Here is a 19,277-nt window from a genome sequence, read left to right on the forward strand (position 1 = left end):
CACTCAGTGTAATGACAGGTATTCTGCGACCGGGCCAAGCGCCAGGGCAGGAACAAAGGTGAGGGCGCCAACCAGTAACACCGTACCGATTAACAACCCGACAAACAGTGCACCGTGGGTAGGCAGCGTGCCTGGACTTGCTGGCTGGATCTTTTTACTGACCAGCGATCCGGCAATTGCCATCACGGGGATGATCACGCCGAAACGGCCGAAGAACATGCACAGGGCCAGCAGACAGTTCCAGAACGGGCTGTTGGCGCTTAATCCGGCGAAGGCGCTGCCGTTATTGTTCGCGGCAGACGATACGGCGTACAACACCTCACTAAAGCCATGTGGACCAGGATTGAGCATGGCGCTGCGTCCGGCGTCGCTCATCATCGCTATCGCCGTACCGAGCAGGACCAGCGCAGAGGTGACCAGAATCGCCAGTGCGGTCATTTTCATTTCACGCACGTCTATTTTCTTACCCAGATATTCCGGCGTGCGACCAATCATCAGGCCCGCGATAAACACCGCCAACAACACGAACAGCAGCATGCCGTACAGGCCCGAACCGACACCACCGAAGACCACTTCGCCAATCTGCATTAGCCACATCGGCACCATCCCGCCCAGCGCGGTGAAGGAGTCATGCATCGCATCGACAGCGCCGCAAGATGCCGCTGTCGTCACGACGGAAAAAAGACTCGTAGCCAGCACGCCAAAGCGGCTTTCTTTGCCTTCCATGTTGATATTACTGTCTGCACCGAATGCCATCAGGTGCGGGTTGCCTTGAACTTCGGCCCACATCACCACGGCTACGCAGACTACAAATATCAGCGACATGGCCCACAGCAGGGTCCGCCCCTGGCGACGATCGCCAACCACATCACCAAAGGCAAAACACAGCGCGGTAGGAATTAAGAAAATGGCCAGCATCTGTACCAGATTGGTCAACGCGGTAGGGTTTTCAAACGGATGTGATGAGTTAGCGTTAAAGAACCCACCCCCGTTAGTGCCAAGCATCTTAATCGCTTCCTGTGAGGCGACGGGCCCCATTGGCAGCAGCTGTTTCACCCCTTCAAGGGTAGTAATGGGCTGATAGGGCAACACGTTTTGCAGCACACCTTGCTGAATGAAGAACAACGCAATGAGCAATGCAATGGGGAGCAGGATCCACAGCGTAATGCGAACCAGATCGACCCAGGCGTTGCCCAGCGTGTTCATACTCTGGCGAGTAAAGGCACGGGCCAGGGCAAAAATCACCGCAATCCCGGTTGCCGCTGACAGGAAGTTCTGCACGGTCAGCCCGACCATCTGGCTGAAGTAGCTTAAGGTGGTTTCGCCAGCATAGGATTGCCAGTTGGTATTAGTGACAAAACTTACCGCCGTGTTGAGCGCCAAATCCCACGAAAGCCCAGGTAACTGTTGCGGATTTAGCGGCAGCAGGTTTTGCGCCATCAGCATTGAAAACAGGACCAGCAACCCCAGCACATTGAGCGCGAGGATCGCCAACAGATACTGCCGCCAGTTCATCTCCTGCTGCGAGATGCCCAGACCGCGCCAGAGCAGATGTTCCACGCCAGCCAGGCCCGGCAGGGACGTATTATTGATCAGCCGAGCCAAGCCAAAACCCAGCGGTCTGGCGATGATAAACAGTACCAGCAAGAAACTGGCAATGAGTAAAAATCCTTGGGCCGCCATCAGAACGCCTCCGCATTAATCAGGGCATACACCAGATAACCTAATAATAAAAAGACCAGCACAATGCCGGTTATCACGCCTGCACTCACGGTGCACCTCCAGTGGCATAAATGTGATAACCAGAGCGTAGATTTTTGCTTGCAAAGATTTCGCAAAAATCAGTGGGAGGGGTGTAAAAAAAGTATAAAAATGGCAAAGACCATTATTTAACTAATGATTAGTATTAATTTAACTTTTATGTAACTTAGTTACGGTTTTTAGCTAAACGGAGCATCAATAGATAAAAATAAGTGGTCGGATGAGTAGCAAAATTACACACAAGGCGGTATTATTTTCATCAGTTAACCAAGTTTATTTTTCCGGTGCGATTCACCGAACAGATATATGGGAGAGGATTATGGACTTTTATAAAGAATATCCAGCACACATTGTTTTCTTGCGCCGTACCTTTGCCGTTGTGGCGGGCGTGCTGGCGCTGCCGGTCATGTTGTTCTGGAAAGACCGCGCCCGTTTTTACAGCTATCTGCACCGCGTCTGGTCCAAAACCAGTGATAAACCGGTGTGGATGGAGCAGGCTGAAAAAGCCACCTGCGACTTCTATTAAGTTGTCGTTATTGTTCAAGAAAACCGCCAACAGCAATGTGGCGGTTTTTTTATACGCCGACGTCTACACTTATCTGAGTAACGGATAAGGAGTGGCGATGAGCACGAGAATTCCTGTTGGTATCCGCACCTGTCTGACCACAGAAGCGAGTGAGGCACCTCAGTTCGACGAAAATACATTAATACGTGTTTACGCTTTGCATGAATTGCACCGCCTGCGTCAGCGAAAATTAACGCGGGGCGCATTAATTGACTATCATACCCGCTATAAACTGGTACTACTGGCGCATTCCCAGCCAGAGTATCGGGAGCTTGGCCCCTTCGTTGCCGCAATCCATGAATGGCAAGATCTCGATGCTTTTTTTACTGAGTATCGCCTACGATTGACCCATCTGTTATTAAATCCTGCTACCCGGCGTAACCATACCAATGTATTGATGCACGTACAGGGCTATTTCCGTAATCAGCTCGATCTGCGTCAACGTCAGGAATTGACCTCGATAATCGATAACTATCGACGCGAGGCGCAGCCGCTACTTGCACCCTTAATGCTCCTCAAACACTATATGGCTGAGCACCCGAACACCTGGTTGTCCGGGCAACGTTATTTTGAACTCTGGCCTGCGATTTGGCGTTTACAGGGCAATGATTAATTTTTATCAGGGAGTGTTATGACCACGCATCTGGTCTGGTTTCGGCGTGATTTACGTCTGCATGACAATCTCGCGCTGGCGGCGGCTTGTCGGGATCGTTCTGCACATGTACTCGCGCTCTATATCTCCACGCCTGAACAGTGGAAGGCGCATGATATGGCCCCACGTCAGGCGGCATTGGTTAACGCGCAGTTGAACGCGTTGCAAACGGCGCTGGCAGAAAAGGGCATCCCGCTTCTGTTTCATGAAGTCGGTGATTTTGCGACCAGTGTGGAAACCGTCAAAAACGTCTGCGTACAGCATGGCGTCAGTCGAATATTTTATAACTATCAGTATGAAATAAACGAACGCCAGCGTGATGCTGCCGTCGAAAAGTCATTACCTCAGGTGGTGTGCGAAGGGTTTGACGACAGCGTGATCCTGCCTCCGGGGGCGGTCATGACCGGTAATCACGAGATGTATAAAGTCTTTACGCCGTTTAAAAATGCCTGGCTGAAGCGGATAAAAGACGGGATCCCAGAATGTGTCAGTGCGCCGAAGGTAAGAGAAAGCGGTGCTCTTGACTCTCCATTAACATCCATCACGCTGATCTACCCGCAGCAGGATTTTGATTCGCAGCAATTTCCGGCAGAAGAAAAATTGGCCATCGCGCAGTTACGCCATTTTTGCCAGCAGGCCGCCGGAGAATATGAACAACTGCGTGACTTTCCGGCGATTGATGGAACCAGTCGATTATCCGCGAGCCTGGCGACAGGAGGGCTATCGCCGCGCCAGTGCCTGAATCGACTGCTCGTGGAGCAGCCGCAGGCGCTTGAGGATGGGGCAGGCAGCGTTTGGTTGAATGAGCTTATCTGGCGCGAATTTTATCGTCATCTGATGACTTACCATCCGGCGCTGTGTCGGTATCAACCTTTTATTCGCTGGACCGATCGCGTGCAATGGCAGAATAATCCGACGCATTTGCAGGCCTGGAAAACAGGGAATACGGGCTACCCCATTGTGGATGCGGCCATGCGTCAGCTCAACGCCACGGGCTGGATGCATAATCGTTTACGAATGATTACCGCCAGTTTTTTAGTGAAAGACCTGCTGATCGACTGGCGTAAAGGCGAACAATATTTCATGTCGCAACTGATCGATGGCGACCTGGCGGCCAATAACGGCGGCTGGCAGTGGGCAGCCTCAACCGGAACCGACGCCGCACCGTATTTCCGTATCTTTAACCCCACGACGCAGGGCGAAAAATTCGACCGTGACGGTGAGTTTATCCGCCAGTGGGTGCCGGAACTGCGCGACGTGCCGGGTAAAGCCATTCATGAACCGTGGTCGTGGGCTGAAAAAGCGCAGGTAACACTGAGTTATCCTCGCCCGATTGTGGATCATAAACAGGCGAGGCTGGCGACGCTGGCGGCATATGAGGCGGCGCGTAAGGGATAAGCGCGCAGCGGATTTCTGCGTAATACCTTCCAGCAGAATGAATATGTTGCAGTGGGGGGCATTTAGCGCTGAAGCGTGTACGCAAGGCTGCTAATGCCTTGATGAAGATGTTTTCCGCCAGCAGTAAAGTGCCGTCATCTTCATTCAGGTGACGGAATTTGATGACAACACCAACGACATCTACACCGCACGATGCGGTATTTAAAACGTTTTTACATCATCCAGAAACAGCTCGGGACTTCCTCGAAATTCATCTACCCGCAGATCTGCAAACGCTTTGCGATTTAAATACGCTGAAGCTGGAGTCAGAAAGCTTTATTGAAGCGGATTTACGTACCCGCTACTCCGACGTGCTCTGGTCTGTGCATACGCGCGATGGTGAAGGTTATGTATACGTGGTTATAGAACACCAGAGTTCAGCCGATCCGCATATGGCTTTTCGTCTGCTGCGTTACGCAATAGCGGCGATGCAGCGTCATTTGGATGCCGGGCACAAAGAACTGCCGATTGTGATACCCATGCTGTTTTATCATGGCTGTCGAAGTCCGTATCCGTACTCACTGTGCTGGCTTGATGCGTTTACCGATCCTGTAACGGCACGGCAACTTTATGCCAGCGCATTTCCATTGGTGGATATCACAGTGGTGCCCGATGACGAAATCATGGCTCACAGGCGAATGGCACTGCTGGAACTAATGCAAAAACATATCCGTCAGCGGGATTTGATGGGGCTGGTAGATCAACTGGCCACGCTGTTACTTACAGGGTGCGCTAATGACACGCAACTACAGGCGATGTTTAATTACATCCTGCAATCCGGCGATGAATCTCGCTTTAATGAATTTATACAAGAGATGGCGCAACGGATCCCCCAACATAAGGAGAAGCTGATGACGATTGCCGAGCGGTTACGCTTAGATGGATTACAGGAAGGGTTGCAGCGAGGGTTGCAGCAAGGCAAACGAGAAGCCGCATTACGTATAGCGCAAACTATGTTGGAGCAGGGAATAGATCGCAATATGGTGCTTCTGGTTACAGGTCTTTCTGAAGAGGAGTTGACTGCCAGCTATGCGTAATTCCTGAAAAAAAGCCCGAATCAGATTACATCATCGGGCCCCTACACTCAGGATTCTACCGCCAGTGAACGGTTTCTGAACTTAAGTGACTGGTACAGCCAAATCAGCAGCACCAGCACCACACAGGCCAGCGCGCCCCAGGTAATTTCACTAAAGACATCAATATAGGCATTGATGGAGTAGTTGATAGCGCCCGCAGCATCAAACGAGCCTTGTGAGGTCTGATCGGCGATAACACCTGCCAGGTAATTGGCGATGGCACCGGAAAGCAGCATATAAATGCCGGTTAATACGCCGGTAACACCAGGGATCTCAATACGCGTAATTTGTGACATTGCCACCGGATCGATAAACAGTTCGGCAAAGCCCATGACCGCCAACCCAAGTACCATCAGCGGCATGGAAGAGTGGCCGTAAGCAGCGGACCAGCGAGCGCTCAAGGTTAGAATACAGAACCCAGCGCTCATTAAGCCGAGGCCAAGGGCAAATTTACCCCAGATACGTACGGTACGATTGCCACTCACGCTTTCTTTGACTACCCACGCCAGTACGATACCGCACAGCATAACGGCAAAAGCGTTAACCGACTGGAACATCGCGGTAGGGACGGAATACCCCAGAATATCGCGGTTAACGAAGCGGTCGATATACAGGCTGATCGAACTGCCGCCCTGTTGAGCAAAGGCCCAAAACAACAGGCTGAAGAAGGTCAGCGTGACGATAAGCCCCAGCTCTTTGCGTTGTTTCTGCGTCTGTGCCTGGCGATAAATCTTCGCCAGAACTGCCAGACCAATAACAGTGGCAACAATCAGTGCATAAACGGACCACTCTTTCCAGAACAGCACGGTAATCAGCAGCGGTGTGGTAACTAGCAGAACTAACAGCCAGGCCCAGTTTGGCAGAATAAAGGTTTTAGCACATAGAACGGCCTTGTTGACGCCGGTGGTGTGGGCGAAATGGCGATTACCACATAAGAAAATCACCAGCCCTGCCAGCATGCCGATGGCAGCCAGCGCAAAGCCCATCGCCCAACTGTACTCTTCCTGCACGTATCCGCAGGCAATTGGTGCGATGATCGAACCGATGTTACCGGCGGCGTAGAGCAGAGAGAATCCACCGTCGCGACGCGGGTCTTCAGGTTGATATAACTCGCCCAGCAGGCAACTGATATTTGATTTAAACAGACCGTAACCGCAGACAATTATCGCCAGCGACAAATAGAGGAACGCCGGAGCCATTTCACTGGCACCTAATACCAGATGTCCCACCGCCATTAAAAATGCGCCGATCATCACCGCCATTCGATTGCCGAGCACTTTATCGGCCAGGTATCCCCCGAGAATAGGGGTGACATAGACCAGCGAGCAGTAGGCGCTGAACAGTTCATATGCGTGATTATCGTCGTACTTAAGCTGGTTAGTGAGATACAGGATCAGCAGCGCACGCATACCGTAAAAACTGAAGTATTCCCAGATTTGTAGCGCGACAACGTAGTATATCGCCCGTGGTTGAGATGCTTGTTTATTCATTATTTTCTCGAAGTAAATGCCTCGCGACTGGCTGAACGTGCTGCGCGAGTGTGTTTCCTTAAAGTTGTAACTTTGATACAGATCTGATTATTTTTGCAATATGCTGTCTGATTGCATAAATATACATGAATTAGATCGCGTAGTGGTAAGCAAATCACGTTCAAAGCGGGTGTGATTGTTTCTTTATGTGTCAGTGAAATGGCTATCGACGAACGCAGGCGGGGACGCTATTTTAACCTAAGCTGTGTTGCTGATTGAGCAGGCAGAAATGATGACTACGAGGACGATGATGAAAAACACCGAACTGGAACAACTGATCAACGACAAACTAAACAGCGCCGCCATTAGCGATTATGCGCCGAATGGTTTGCAGGTTGAGGGCAAAGAGACGGTGCATAAAATCGTGACCGGTGTGACTGCAAGCCAGGCATTGCTGGACGAGGCGGTACGCCAGCAAGCGGATGCGGTTATTGTTCACCACGGCTATTTCTGGAAAGGCGAATCTCCGGTTATTCGCGGCATGAAGCGCAATCGTCTGAAAACGCTGTTAGAAAATGATATCAACCTGTATGGCTGGCACTTGCCGCTGGATGCACACCCGGAATTGGGGAATAACGCGCAGTTGGCCGCGCTGTTGGGAATCACCGTGATGGGGGAAATTGAACCGCTGGTGCCATGGGGAGAACTCTCCATGCCGGTTCCGGGGCTGGAGCTGGCATCGTGGATTGAAGCGCGTTTAGGCCGTAAACCGTTATGGTGCGGTGATACCGGGCCGGAGAAAGTTCAGCGCGTTGCCTGGTGTACCGGTGGCGGTCAAAGTTTTATTGATAGCGCAGCCCGATTTGGTGTCGACGCCTTTATTACCGGTGAAGTCTCTGAGCAAACCATTCACTCAGCCCGCGAGCAGGGGCTGCATTTTTATGCTGCCGGTCACCATGCGACCGAACGCGGCGGCATTCGCGCATTAAGCGAATGGCTGAATGAAAATACCGATCTGGACGTAACCTTTATCGATATACCTAATCCAGCGTAATAAAGAGGGATGAAAGTGCAGCGAGCGCGTTGTTATCTGTTAGGTGAAACGGCGGTGGTTCTTGAACTGGAGCCCCCCATCACGCTGGCGACTCAGAAACGCATCTGGCGTCTGGCTCAGCGTTTAGTTGACGCCCCGAATGTGCTTGAAGCTATTCCGGGAATGAACAATATCACGGTTACTCTACGCGACCCGCAAACGCTGGCGCTGGATGCGATTGAACGCCTGCAGCGCTGGTGGGAAGAGAGCGAAGCACTGGAGCCGGATTCACGTTTTATTGAAATACCTGTGACCTATGGTGGTGAGTTTGGCCCTGATCTGGCAGAGGTCGCCCGACACAGTGGATTAAGCGACAAGCAGGTCGTCGAACTTCATGCGTCAGTTGACTATGTGGTGTGGTTTATCGGTTTTCAGCCGGGATTTCCCTATCTCGGGAGCTTACCTGAACAGCTGCATACCCCCAGACGTGCGGAACCGCGTTTGCTTGTTCCGGCAGGTTCTGTCGGTATCGGTGGATCTCAAACGGGGATCTACCCGCTTGCCACACCCGGTGGATGGCAATTGATTGGGCGTACCTCCGTTTCGTTATTTGATCCAAAACGGGAGGAGCCGATTCTGTTACGGGCTGGCGATACCGTGCGTTTTGTCCCGCAGAAGGAGGGGATATGTTAAACATCATCCGCGCTGGCATGTACACCTCAGTACAGGACGGGGGACGCCATAGTTTTCGTCAATCCGGAATTAGTCACTGTGGCGCGCTGGATAAACCGGCGCTGAACGTGGCTAACCTGCTGGTGGGTAATGATGCGAATGCCGCAGCGCTGGAAATCACGCTGGGGCAACTGGTGGTGGAGTTTGAAGCCGATGGCTGGTTTGCCCTGACCGGTGCCGGATGCGAAGCGCATCTGGATCGAACTCCCGTATGGAGCGGATGGCGGTTACCAGTAAAAGCCGGGCAGCGCCTGACGCTAAAACGACCTCTTCATGGTATGCGCAGTTATCTGGCTGTAGCGGGCGGTATTGATGTTCCCGAAGTGATGGGTTCGCGTAGTACCGATCTGAAAGTGGGCATTGGTGGGTTTGAAGGGCGTCTGCTGCGTGATGGCGATCGACTGGCGATTGGCGTATCGACCCGGCAATTCAGCGGGCCACAAGGTGTAAAACAACTGATGTGGGGTAATCTCATTCGTGCACTGCCCGGCCCTGAATATCAGGAGTTTGATGAGGTATCTCAGGCCTCTTTCTGGCGCTCGCCGTGGCAGCTTAGCCCACAAAGTAACCGTATGGGGTATCGTCTTCAGGGGCAGCCGCTGACGCGCACGACCGATCGCGAGCTGCTGTCGCATGGTTTGCTCCCCGGCGTGGTGCAGGTTCCGCATAATGGTCAGCCAATCGTGCTGATGAACGATGCTCAGACGACGGGTGGCTATCCGCGCATCGCCTGTATTATCGAGGCAGATATGTATCATCTGGCGCAGATCCCGCTCGGTCAGCCGATTCATTTTGTGCAGTGTTCGCTGGAGGAAGCGCTGAAGGCGCGGTACGACCAGCAGCGTTATCTGGAACAGTTAGCATGGCGACTTAACAATGAAAATTGATCTCAATGCAGACCTCGGTGAGGGATGTGCGAACGATGCAGCGTTGCTGCAATTGGTGTCATCGGCCAACATCGCCTGTGGGTTTCACGCCGGCGATGCGCAAACTATGCTCTCAAGCGTGCGTGATGCGTTAAAAAATGGTGTGGCGGTAGGCGCGCACCCCAGCTTTCCGGATCGGGAAAATTTTGGTCGTAGCGCCATGACCCTGCCTGCACAAACGGTGTATGCACAGACGCTGTATCAAATTGGCGCGCTGGCTGCCATCACGCGGGCAGAAGGTGGCGTGATGCGCCATGTCAAACCGCATGGCATGCTCTATAACCAGGCGGCGAAAGATCCTCAATTGGCCGATGCGATTGCGAAAGCGGTTCATGCCTGCGATCCGTCGCTGGTTCTGGTCGGGCTGGCGGGAAGCGAACTGATTCGCGCTGGAGAACACTATGGCTTGATAACGCGTCAGGAGGTTTTTGCCGATCGGGGTTATCAGGCCGATGGCAGTCTGGTACCTCGCAGCCAGCCGGGCGCACTGATTGAGGATGAAGAGCAGGCGCTGGCGCAAACGTTAGAAATGGTGCAATCCGGCAGAGTAAAAAGCCAAAGTGGAACATGGGCAAGCGTAACCGCCCAGACGGTATGCATTCATGGGGATGGCGAGCACGCACTCGCTTTTGCCCGTCGCTTGCGTAGCGCCTTTAATGCATGCAATATTGAAATTGGTGCATAAGATTTACCATACAAAACAACAATATATTACACAACAACATATACGGGAATGAATTATGGGAGAGGTAATTTCTCTCTGGCCATTGACGGGGATCGCCGTCATCGTGGTCGGATTTCTTTTACGTTTTAATCCGGTATTGGTGGTTATTATTGCCGGGATCGTCACGGGACTGGCGGCGCATATGCCGATCGCCACCATCCTCGAGAAGCTGGGTGAAGGTTTTCTTAACACCCGCAACCTGCCGTTTATCCTGCTGATCCCACTGGCGGTTATTGGCCTGCTGGAACGTCACGGACTCAAAGAGCGCGCTCAGGCGTGGATTGCGAAAATCCGCAGTGCCACCAGTGGCCGTCTGCTTATTGTCTATCTGTTCATTCGTGAAGCGACCGCTGCGTTAGGGTTGACGAGCCTGGGGGGGCATCCGCAGATGGTGCGCCCGCTGCTGGCGCCAATGGCGGAAGGGGCCGCCGAGAAAAATCACGGCGAGATACCCGGCGCGGTTCGCTATCGCCTGCGCGCAATGTCAGCGGCGACCGATAACGTCGGGCTGTTTTTCGGTGAAGATATCTTTGTTGCCTTCGGCGCGATCATATTCATGCACAACTTTATGCTGGAGTCTGGTGGGATCCAGACCGAACCGCTGCATATCGCCTTGTGGGGGATCCCGACGGCAATTTGTGCTTTCCTGATCCACGGCACGCGTTTGTGGCGTCTGGATAGCTATTTGCAACGTGAAGTGGCGAAAGCGAATGCCGCAGCGAAAGGGGAAGCGAAATGAATTTTCAACAAAGCTATCTCTACTGGCTGGCAGGTGCGGTATTACTGATTGTGGCGCTGATGTCCTGGCAGGACAAAGCAAACCCGCGCCGTTTCACCACAGGCCTGTTTTGGGGCATATATGGCGTACTGTTTCTGCTTGGTGACTGGACATACTCGCTGTTTGGCGATAAACGCGCAGTGCATATTGCCGTCGGCGTTGCGGTGGTCGTGCTGGCCCTGATCGCGGGTTTTGGCGGTGTGAAGCTGGGAAGCTACCATCAACGCACGCAGCAACAGCGCGAAGAAAGCGCCAGCCGCCTGGGCAACCGCCTGTTTTTCCCGGCATTAGCGATTCCGGTGGTAACGGTCATTGGCGTACTGATGTTCAACCATATTCCGGGCTTACAGGATGCGCTGTTCGGGCCGGGTAATCACGCCACGCTGGTAACGCTCTTTTCAATGACAGCGGGCTCGTTGATTGGTCTGGCGATGGCGATAAAAATGACCCATGAGCGGGTGCATCAACCGATTCAGGAGGCACGCCGTCTGCTGGACTCCATTGGCTGGGCGTTCATTCTGCCGCAGATTCTGGCTACGCTTGGGCTGCTGTTTACAGCGGCGGGTGTCGGTAGCGGCATTTCATACCTGACGCAGGAATATCTGGCGGTGGATAGTCGCTTTATCGCGGTGGCGGTGTACACCATCGGCATGGCATTGCTGACCATGGTTATGGGTAATGCGTTTGCTGCTTTCCCGATCGTGACCGCTGGGATTGGTATTCCAATCCTCGTACTGCAACACGGCGGCAACCCAGCGGTAATGGCGGCGATTGGTATGTTCTCCGGCTATTGTGGGACGCTGATGACGCCGATGGCGGCGAACTTTAATATTGTTCCTGCAGCGTTGCTGGAACTACCGGACAAAAATGCGGTGATTAAAGCGCAGGTGCCAACCGGCATACTGCTGCTGCTGGTCAACGTGTTCCTGATGTATTTCCTGATGTTCCTGTAAGGAGGAAGGATGAAAACAGTACTCATCACGGGATTTGAACCCTTTGGCGGCGAGTCAGTTAACCCTTCCTGGGAAGTGGTCTCGAGCCTCGACAATGCTATTATCGGTGGATGCCGCGTAATAGCCCGCCAACTACCGTGTGTCTTTGGCGAGTCTCTCGCTGTACTCAATGCCGCGATTGACGCGTTGTCGCCATCACTGGTGCTGGCGGTGGGGCAGGCGGGTGGTCGCACGGATATCACCGTGGAACGTGTGGCGATTAACGTTGACGATGCGCGTATTGCGGATAACCAGGGGCAACAGCCGGTCGATGTGCCGATTGTAGTCGATGGCCCGGCGGCATGGTTTAGTACGTTGCCGATTAAAGCGATGGTTGTCTCCATGCGCAACGCGGGAATTCCGGCCTCGGTTTCCCAGACTGCGGGTACTTTCGTGTGTAACCATGTGATGTATGGCCTGCTGCATAAACTACGCGACGTACCGGCGGTGAAGGGCGGCTTTATTCATATCCCTTATTTGCCGCAACAGGCTGCACAGCATCCCGGGGCGCCAAGTATGGCGACAGAAACGGTGCGCCGTGCGCTGGAGATTGCGATTGCCACCGCCTTGCAGGTGGAAAGCGATATCGCAGTGACGGGCGGTGCAACACATTAACAAAGGAAAGTATTATGCCTGAAGGCCCGGAGATCCGCCGCGCGGCGGATAACCTGGAGGCGGCAGTCAAAGGCAAACCCCTGACGGATGTCTGGTTTGCCTTTGAGCAGTTAAAACCGTATCAATCTCAACTGATTGGGCAACGTGTTACCCAGCTTGAAACGCGGGGGAAAGCATTACTGACCCATTTTTCTAATGGCCTGACGCTGTACAGTCACAATCAGCTCTATGGCGTGTGGCGAGTGGTGGATACCGGCAAAATTCCGCAAACTTCACGGGTACTGCGTGTCAGGCTGCAGACACACGACAAAACTATCCTGCTCTATAGCGCGTCTGATATCGAAATGCTGACGCCAGAACAGCTCTCCACCCATCCGTTCCTGCAACGGGTAGGGCCAGATGTACTGGATTTACGTTTAACGCCCGATGAGGTTAAAGCGCGTCTGTTATCTCCGCGTTTTCGCAATCGCCAGTTTTCTGGTCTGCTACTGGACCAGGCATTTCTGGCGGGATTAGGTAACTACCTGCGGGTAGAGATCCTCTGGCAGGTTGGGTTGACCGGGCAGCATAAAGCGTCGCAGCTTAGTGATGAGCAACTGGATAAACTGGCACATGCGCTGCTTGATATTCCGCGGCTGTCTTATACTACCCGCGGCCTGGTCGACGAGAATAAACATCACGGTGCGTTGTTTCGCTTTAAGGTCTTTCATCGGGATGGCGAAACCTGTGAGCGTTGTGGTGGAATAATCGAGAAAACGATGCTCTCTTCGCGCCCCTTTTACTGGTGCCCGGGTTGTCAGCACTAAGCGGGTTGTTTTGGTGCGTGCACCGAAATAAAACGCGCGACTGCGGGGCCAGTTAACAAAATGCTGAACAGTCGCAGGGTTTGCATCGCCATGATGAGCGCCATATCAGCGTGGCTCCCTGCGGCGATCACCGCAACAGAATCCACTCCTCCAGGACTGGTTGCCAGATAGGCAGTGAGAAAATCGATCTGCATGTAATGCGCCAGTCCCCAGGCCATGGCTGCGCAGATCGCCATCAGTGAAAAAATAGACAACAGGATCTGTGGCAGTGGTCGTAATGCCATTAAAAAGATCTGCTTGTCAAAGCCAAGACCGATTTGCCAGCCAATTGACATATAGGCTATTGCCAGTAGCCATTCCGGCAGTTCAATCACCATCACTCCGCTTGCATTCAGCATGGCACCCACCAGCATTGGCAATAGCATAACGCCAGAGGGAATACGCAGTAGGCGTCCAGCCGTGCCGGCAACGGCGGCCAGCATCAGAGTGCTGAAAAGATTGCCGCTTAGTGGCGGAAACCAGATGATTTGTTCACTGACCGTTTGGGCCTGGTCGCCCATCACCAGCCGGGTGACCAGCGCTGCCGCGCCGACCACCAACAGTACGCGCAGATACTGCATAAACGCCACCAGCCGGATGTCGGCGCCATAATCCTGGGCCATTGCGACCATTGCCGCTGCACCGCCTGGTGACGAGCCCCACGCACCGGTATTCCCCGGTAGATTACTATAGCGAACCAGCAGCCAGCCGATTATCGCGCTGCTGATAAGGGTAGCCAGCAGGATAACGATCACCATCGGCCAGTGGGCTGCAAGGGTTGTGAAGATTGAACCGGTCAGATTTTGGGCAATCATGCAGCCGAGAATCGCCTGTGCGCCAAGAAATGTGCAACGAGGAGGATGCAGCGAGATGCCGCGCATACTGAAGATGATGCCGACGATCATCGAACCGAGCAGCAAGGGGCCTGGAAGATGGATAAACAGAAAGAGCAGGGAAAGAAGGAGCGATAGCACAAACAACAGGCTCCACTGCAAAACAGGCATCCCATGCTCCTGAGTAAAATGTGAGAAATCTCAGTAAATCATAGAGAAAGCACGATAAGAATAAAATAATTTGGATCAAATAAAAACAGGCCGGACACAGGCATCACTGCTTTATCCGACCTGAGAGCGTTTATAATTTTAAGCCGGACAAGCGCTAGCGCCATCCGGCAGACAATTAACGCTTAATATCAGACTTAAAATCGCGCTTGTCGTAACCGGTGTACAGCTGACGCGGACGCGCGATTTTCATGCCGTCGGTGTGCATTTCGTTCCAGTGTGCAATCCAGCCAACGGTACGTGCCATGGCGAAGATCACGGTGAACATGGAGGACGGAATACCCATCGCTTTCAGGATGATGCCGGAGTAGAAGTCTACGTTCGGGTAGAGTTTCTTCTCAATGAAGTACGGGTCGTTGAGCGCAATGTGCTCAAGTTCCATCGCTACTTCCAGCAGATCATCTTTGGTACCCAGTTCTTTCAGTACTTCATGGCAGGTTTCACGCATGACGGTAGCGCGCGGGTCATAGTTTTTATAAACACGGTGACCAAAGCCCATCAGGCGGAAGGAATCATTCTTGTCTTTCGCGCGGCGAACAAATTCCGGAATGTGTTTAACAGAGCTGATTTCTTCCAGCATTTTCAGCGCAGCTTCGTTTGCGCCGCCGTGTGCCGGTCCCCACAGGGAAGCAATACCTGCCGCGATGCAGGCAAACGGGTTAGCGCCAGAAGAGCCCGCGGTACGTACGGTAGAGGTTGAGGCGTTCTGTTCGTGGTCAGCGTGCAGGATTAAGATACGGTCCATTGCGCGTTCCAGAATCGGATTCACTTCGTATTTTTCGCACGGCGTAGAGAACATCATGTTCAGGAAGTTACCGGCGTAGGAGAGATCATTACGTGGGTACACGAACGGCTGCCCGATGGAATATTTGTAGCACATCGCTGCCATGGTTGGCATTTTGGACAGCAGGCGGAAGGCGGCGATTTCACGGTGACGCGCGTTGTTTACATCCAGCGAGTCATGATAGAACGCTGCCAGCGCTCCGGTTACACCGCACATAACGGCCATCGGGTGAGAGTCGCGGCGGAAACCGTGGAACAGACGGGTGATCTGCTCGTGGATCATGGTATGGCGAGTGACTGTGGTTTTGAACTCGTCGTACTCTTCCTGAGTCGGTTTTTCGCCGTACAGCAGGATATAACACACTTCCAGATAGTTGGACTCGGTCGCCAGTTGGTCAATCGGGAAGCCGCGATGCAGCAAAACACCTTCATCACCGTCGATGAAAGTAATTTTGGATTCGCAGGATGCAGTAGAGGTGAAACCTGGGTCAAAAGTAAACATCCCTTTTGAGCCAAGGCTACGAATATCAATAACATCTTGACCGAGCGTACCTTTCAGCACATCCAGTTCAATAGCAGCGTCACCATTTAGAGTGAGTTTTGCTTTAGTATCAGCCATTTACGGTCTCCTTAGCGCCTTATTGCTTAAGACTGCCGGAACTTAAATTTGCCTTCGTGCATCAATAAACCGTTACCAGTTTGTTATTTGGCTCGCCGCTCTGCGAAAGAGGGGATGACCTGGGTACAGAGCTATGGGCGCTTGCAGGTAAAACGGTCTTTTCATGGCGAATAAACTGCAAATCAAGAACTTAGCAATCCGAATTATTTAACCTGTCTATCACTAATAACTGTCCTGAAGGTATTGGTCAATACTTCCACACTGTTACATAACTAAATCTCCGGTGAAAGAGTGACCCCATAACTTTTACGCATTATATGCTTTTTCTGGTGTCGTTTGTAACAACTTTGTTTAATGATTGTCAAATCAGATGATTAAAAATTAAAATAATGTTGTTATCGTGACCTATGTCACTGTTCGGGATAAAACCCGACAAACTATATGTAGGTTAATTGTAATGATTTTGTGAACGTCCTATACTGCCGCCAGGTCTCCGGAATACCCTGCAATCCCGAGCCAACCAGCGTTGTAACGTGTCGTTTTAGCATCTGGAAGCAGTGTTTTATATGACGCGTAGTTATAGTAAGGACGCTGTCTGACCCGCACGCAGACCGGAGGAAGGAAATCCCGTCGTCTTTCAGGCTACAGGTGTCTTCATCTTCTGTACCCGAAGTCTAAAGGGAATAATAAGAACAGCATGTGGGCGTTATTCATGATAAGAAATGTGAAAAAACAAAGACCTGTCAATCTGGATCTGCAAACGATCCGGTTCCCAATCACGGCGATAGCGTCCATTCTCCATCGCGTATCCGGAGTGATCACCTTTGTGGCGGTCGGGATTCTGTTGTGGTTATTGGGTACCAGCCTTTCCTCCCCTGAAGGTTTCCTCACCGCGTCATCCATTATGAATAACTTCTTTGTGGAGTTAATTCTGTGGGGGATCCTGATTGCGCTGGCATATCACGCCGTAATGGGCATTCGCCATCTGTTGATGGATTTTGGCTATATCGAAGAAACCCTCGAAGCAGGGACACGCTCCGCCAAAATTTGTTTCGTTATCATTGTCGTGCTTTCACTTCTCGCAGGAGTCCTCGTATGGTAAGCAACGCCTCCGCATTAGGACGCAACGGCGTACATGACTTCATTCTGGTCCGTGCTACCGCTATCGTTCTGACGTTATACATCATCTATATGGTCGGTTTCTTCGCCACCAGCGGCGAGCTGACGTATGAAGTCTGGACCGGTTTCTTCTCATCGGCATTCACCAAAGTCTTCACCCTGCTGGCACTCTTCTCCATCTTGATTCATGCCTGGATTGGCATGTGGCAGGTGTTGACCGACTACGTTAAACCTCTGGCTGTGCGCCTGATTCTGCAACTGGCTATCGTCGTTGCGCTGGTGGTTTACGTCATTTATGGATTTGTTGTGGTGTGGGGTGTGTAATGAAACTGCCAGTCAGAGAATTTGATGCTGTTGTGATTGGTGCCGGCGGCGCAGGTATGCGCGCGGCGCTGCAAATTTCCCAGAGCGGTCAGACCTGTGCGCTGCTCTCCAAAGTGTTCCCAACCCGTTCCCATACCGTATCAGCGCAGGGTGGCATCACCGTTGCGCTCGGTAATACCCATGAAGATAACTGGGAATGGCACATGTACGACACCGTTAAAGGGTCGGACTACATTGGTGACCAGGACGCTATTGAATATATGTGTAAAACCGGTCCGGAAGCGATTCTGGAGCTGGACCACATGGGGCTGCCGTTCTCTCGCCTCGACAATGGCACAATTTATCAACGTCCGTTTGGCGGCCAGTCGAAGAACTTCGGCGGCGAGCAGGCGGCTCGTACTGCGGCAGCGGCCGACCGTACCGGTCATGCGCTGTTGCACACGCTGTATCAGCAGAACCTGAAAAACCATACCACCATCTTCTCCGAGTGGTATGCGCTGGACCTGGTGAAAAACGCCGATGGCGCAATTGTCGGTTGTACTGCGCTGTGTATCGAAACCGGTGAAGTGGTTTACTTCAAAGCCCGTGCGACCGTGCTGGCCACCGGCGGTGCTGGCCGTATTTATCAGTCCACTACTAATGCCCACATCAATACCGGTGACGGTGTTGGTATGGCTATCCGCGCTGGCGTGCCGGTGCAGGATATGGAGATGTGGCAGTTCCACCCAACCGGTATCGCCGGTGCAGGCGTTCTGGTAACAGAAGGCTGCCGTGGTGAAGGTGGCTACCTGCTGAACAAACATGGCGAGCGCTTCATGGAGCGTTATGCCCCAAATGCGAAAGACCTGGCGGGTCGTGACGTGGTGGCGCGTTCCATCATGATCGAAATTCGCGAAGGTCGCGGCTGCGACGGCCCGTGGGGTCCGCACGCCAAACTGAAACTCGACCACCTGGGTAAAGAAGTGCTGGAATCCCGTCTGCCGGGCATTCTCGAACTGTCTCGTACCTTTGCTCACGTTGACCCGGTCAAAGAGCCGATTCCGGTTATCCCAACCTGCCACTATATGATGGGCGGTATTCCGACCAAAGTAACTGGCCAGGCGCTGACCGTGAATGAGCAGGGCGAAGATGTGGTGATCCCTGGGCTGTTTGCCGTCGGCGAAATCGCCTGCGTATCGGTTCACGGCGCCAACCGTTTGGGCGGTAACTCGCTGCTGGACCTGGTAGTATTTGGTCGTGCGGTTGGTCTGCATCTGCAGGAGTCCATCGCTGAGCAGGGTGACCTGCTGGATGCGACCGAAGATGAAATCGACGCTTCTCTGGCGCGTCTGAACCGCTGGAACGGTAACCGTAACGGTGAAGACCCGGTGGCGATTCGCAAAGCGCTGCAAGAATGTATGCAGCATAACTTCTCGGTATTCCGCGAAGGCGATGCGATGGCGAAAGGTCTGGAAGAGCTGAAAGCGATCCGCGAACGCCTGAAAAATGCCCGTCTGGACGATACCTCCAGCGAGTTCAACACCCAGCGCGTTGAGTGTCTGGAGTTGGATAACCTGATGGAGACCGCGTACGCCACTGCAGTATCTGCAAACTTCCGTACCGAAAGCCGTGGCGCGCATAGCCGCTTCGACTTCCCGGAACGTGATGATGAAAACTGGCTGTGCCATTCCCTGTACCTGCCAGAGTCGGAATCCATGACGCGACGTCAAGTCAATATGGAACCGAAGCTGCGCCCGGCATTCCCGCCGAAGATTCGTACTTATTAA

The 19,277-nt window shown here is 52.8% G+C and carries 20 protein-coding genes and 1 pseudogene; 15 read left to right on the top strand and 6 right to left on the bottom strand.

What is annotated here, in order from left to right; translation table 11 throughout:
* Positions 1-3: 3 nt before the first annotated feature.
* Complete coding sequence (gene kdpA / locus OGX97_RS17280) at positions 4-1,683, bottom strand: potassium-transporting ATPase subunit KdpA (protein WP_279850447.1); 1,680 nt, start codon at positions 1,681-1,683, stop codon at positions 4-6.
* Positions 1,683-1,772 (bottom strand): K(+)-transporting ATPase subunit F, encoded by a 90-nt coding sequence (gene kdpF / locus OGX97_RS17285; protein ID WP_001670793.1) that lies wholly within the window; start codon positions 1,770-1,772, stop codon positions 1,683-1,685. The genes kdpA and kdpF overlap by 1 nt, the downstream gene beginning before the upstream one ends.
* A gap of 308 nt (positions 1,773-2,080) precedes the next feature.
* Between kdpF and OGX97_RS17290 the strand changes: the two genes are divergently transcribed.
* The 4 genes from OGX97_RS17290 to OGX97_RS17305 all read left to right on the top strand — a co-directional run bounded on the left by OGX97_RS17290 (position 2,081) and on the right by OGX97_RS17305 (position 5,452).
* Positions 2,081-2,287, top strand: coding sequence for a YbfA family protein (locus OGX97_RS17290; protein ID WP_003022870.1), 207 nt, complete (start codon positions 2,081-2,083; stop codon positions 2,285-2,287).
* Between the two features lie 97 nt (positions 2,288-2,384).
* The gene (locus OGX97_RS17295; protein ID WP_003831377.1) at positions 2,385-2,939 is read left to right on the top strand and encodes a DUF1722 domain-containing protein; all 555 of its coding nucleotides are present in this window, start codon (positions 2,385-2,387) and stop codon (positions 2,937-2,939) included.
* Between the two features lie 18 nt (positions 2,940-2,957).
* On the top strand, positions 2,958-4,376 hold the full coding sequence (gene phrB, locus OGX97_RS17300) for a deoxyribodipyrimidine photo-lyase (protein WP_279850448.1): 1,419 nt from the start codon (positions 2,958-2,960) through the stop codon (positions 4,374-4,376).
* A gap of 161 nt (positions 4,377-4,537) precedes the next feature.
* The gene (locus OGX97_RS17305; protein WP_167819705.1) at positions 4,538-5,452 is read left to right on the top strand and encodes an Rpn family recombination-promoting nuclease/putative transposase; all 915 of its coding nucleotides are present in this window, start codon (positions 4,538-4,540) and stop codon (positions 5,450-5,452) included.
* A 47-nt stretch (positions 5,453-5,499) separates the two neighbouring features.
* Here the strand turns inward: OGX97_RS17305 and dtpD are convergent, their stop codons facing one another.
* Complete coding sequence (gene dtpD / locus OGX97_RS17310) at positions 5,500-6,981, bottom strand: dipeptide permease DtpD (protein ID WP_008784127.1); 1,482 nt, start codon at positions 6,979-6,981, stop codon at positions 5,500-5,502.
* A 289-nt stretch (positions 6,982-7,270) separates the two neighbouring features.
* Here dtpD and ybgI point away from each other — a divergent pair, with 289 nt between their 5' ends.
* Genes ybgI through nei form a run of 8 tightly spaced genes read left to right on the top strand, consistent with a single transcriptional unit; the run spans position 7,271 to position 13,566 of the window.
* On the top strand, positions 7,271-8,014 hold the full coding sequence (gene ybgI, locus OGX97_RS17315; RefSeq protein WP_003831390.1) for a radiation resistance protein YbgI: 744 nt from the start codon (positions 7,271-7,273) through the stop codon (positions 8,012-8,014).
* Between the two features lie 15 nt (positions 8,015-8,029).
* Positions 8,030-8,686, top strand: a complete 657-nt coding sequence (gene pxpB, locus OGX97_RS17320) for a 5-oxoprolinase subunit PxpB (RefSeq protein WP_003831391.1) — start codon at positions 8,030-8,032, stop codon at positions 8,684-8,686.
* Positions 8,680-9,612, top strand: a complete 933-nt coding sequence (gene pxpC, locus OGX97_RS17325) for a 5-oxoprolinase subunit PxpC (protein WP_048214672.1) — start codon at positions 8,680-8,682, stop codon at positions 9,610-9,612. The genes pxpB and pxpC overlap by 7 nt, the downstream gene beginning before the upstream one ends.
* The gene (pxpA, locus tag OGX97_RS17330; RefSeq protein WP_057067724.1) at positions 9,602-10,336 is read left to right on the top strand and encodes a 5-oxoprolinase subunit PxpA; all 735 of its coding nucleotides are present in this window, start codon (positions 9,602-9,604) and stop codon (positions 10,334-10,336) included. Before pxpC ends, pxpA begins: the two co-directional genes overlap by 11 nt.
* Positions 10,337-10,391: 55 nt before the next feature.
* Positions 10,392-11,114 (top strand): DUF969 domain-containing protein, encoded by a 723-nt coding sequence (locus OGX97_RS17335; RefSeq protein WP_003831395.1) that lies wholly within the window; start codon positions 10,392-10,394, stop codon positions 11,112-11,114.
* The gene (locus tag OGX97_RS17340) at positions 11,111-12,106 is read left to right on the top strand and encodes a DUF979 domain-containing protein (protein WP_032942722.1); all 996 of its coding nucleotides are present in this window, start codon (positions 11,111-11,113) and stop codon (positions 12,104-12,106) included. The genes OGX97_RS17335 and OGX97_RS17340 overlap by 4 nt, the downstream gene beginning before the upstream one ends.
* Before the next feature lie 9 nt (positions 12,107-12,115).
* A complete protein-coding gene (gene pcp / locus OGX97_RS17345) occupies positions 12,116-12,760 on the top strand; it encodes a pyroglutamyl-peptidase I (protein WP_100272761.1) in 645 nt (214 codons plus the stop codon).
* Between the two features lie 14 nt (positions 12,761-12,774).
* A complete protein-coding gene (gene nei / locus OGX97_RS17350; protein WP_048214670.1) occupies positions 12,775-13,566 on the top strand; it encodes an endonuclease VIII in 792 nt (263 codons plus the stop codon).
* On the opposite strand, the gene OGX97_RS17355 is transcribed toward nei, so the two are convergent.
* From OGX97_RS17355 to OGX97_RS17365, 3 genes and pseudogenes are all read right to left on the bottom strand, one after another.
* Positions 13,563-14,609, bottom strand: coding sequence for an AbrB family transcriptional regulator (locus OGX97_RS17355; RefSeq protein ID WP_008784134.1), 1,047 nt, complete (start codon positions 14,607-14,609; stop codon positions 13,563-13,565). The two genes, nei and OGX97_RS17355, sit on opposite strands and share 4 nt — an antisense overlap.
* Before the next feature lie 175 nt (positions 14,610-14,784).
* Positions 14,785-16,068 carry a citrate synthase gene (locus tag OGX97_RS17360; RefSeq protein ID WP_003831404.1) on the bottom strand — a complete coding sequence of 428 codons (1,284 nt, stop codon included), beginning with the start codon at positions 16,066-16,068 and terminating at the stop codon, positions 14,785-14,787.
* A gap of 203 nt (positions 16,069-16,271) precedes the next feature.
* A pseudogene (locus tag OGX97_RS17365) lies at positions 16,272-16,382 on the bottom strand (hypothetical protein).
* A 383-nt stretch (positions 16,383-16,765) separates the two neighbouring features.
* On the opposite strand from OGX97_RS17365, the gene sdhC reads away from it, so the two are divergent.
* From sdhC to sdhA, 3 genes are read left to right on the top strand one after another with little or no spacing between them, the layout of a single operon-like run.
* A complete protein-coding gene (gene sdhC / locus OGX97_RS17370; RefSeq protein WP_003831406.1) occupies positions 16,766-17,170 on the top strand; it encodes a succinate dehydrogenase cytochrome b556 subunit in 405 nt (134 codons plus the stop codon).
* The gene (sdhD, locus tag OGX97_RS17375) at positions 17,164-17,511 is read left to right on the top strand and encodes a succinate dehydrogenase membrane anchor subunit (RefSeq protein ID WP_003831408.1); all 348 of its coding nucleotides are present in this window, start codon (positions 17,164-17,166) and stop codon (positions 17,509-17,511) included. The genes sdhC and sdhD overlap by 7 nt, the downstream gene beginning before the upstream one ends.
* A complete protein-coding gene (gene sdhA / locus OGX97_RS17380) occupies positions 17,511-19,277 on the top strand; it encodes a succinate dehydrogenase flavoprotein subunit (RefSeq protein WP_003022919.1) in 1,767 nt (588 codons plus the stop codon). Before sdhD ends, sdhA begins: the two co-directional genes overlap by 1 nt.

Source organism: Citrobacter sp. Cpo061 (assembly GCF_030332845.1).
Lineage (GTDB): Bacteria > Pseudomonadota > Gammaproteobacteria > Enterobacterales > Enterobacteriaceae > Citrobacter > Citrobacter portucalensis.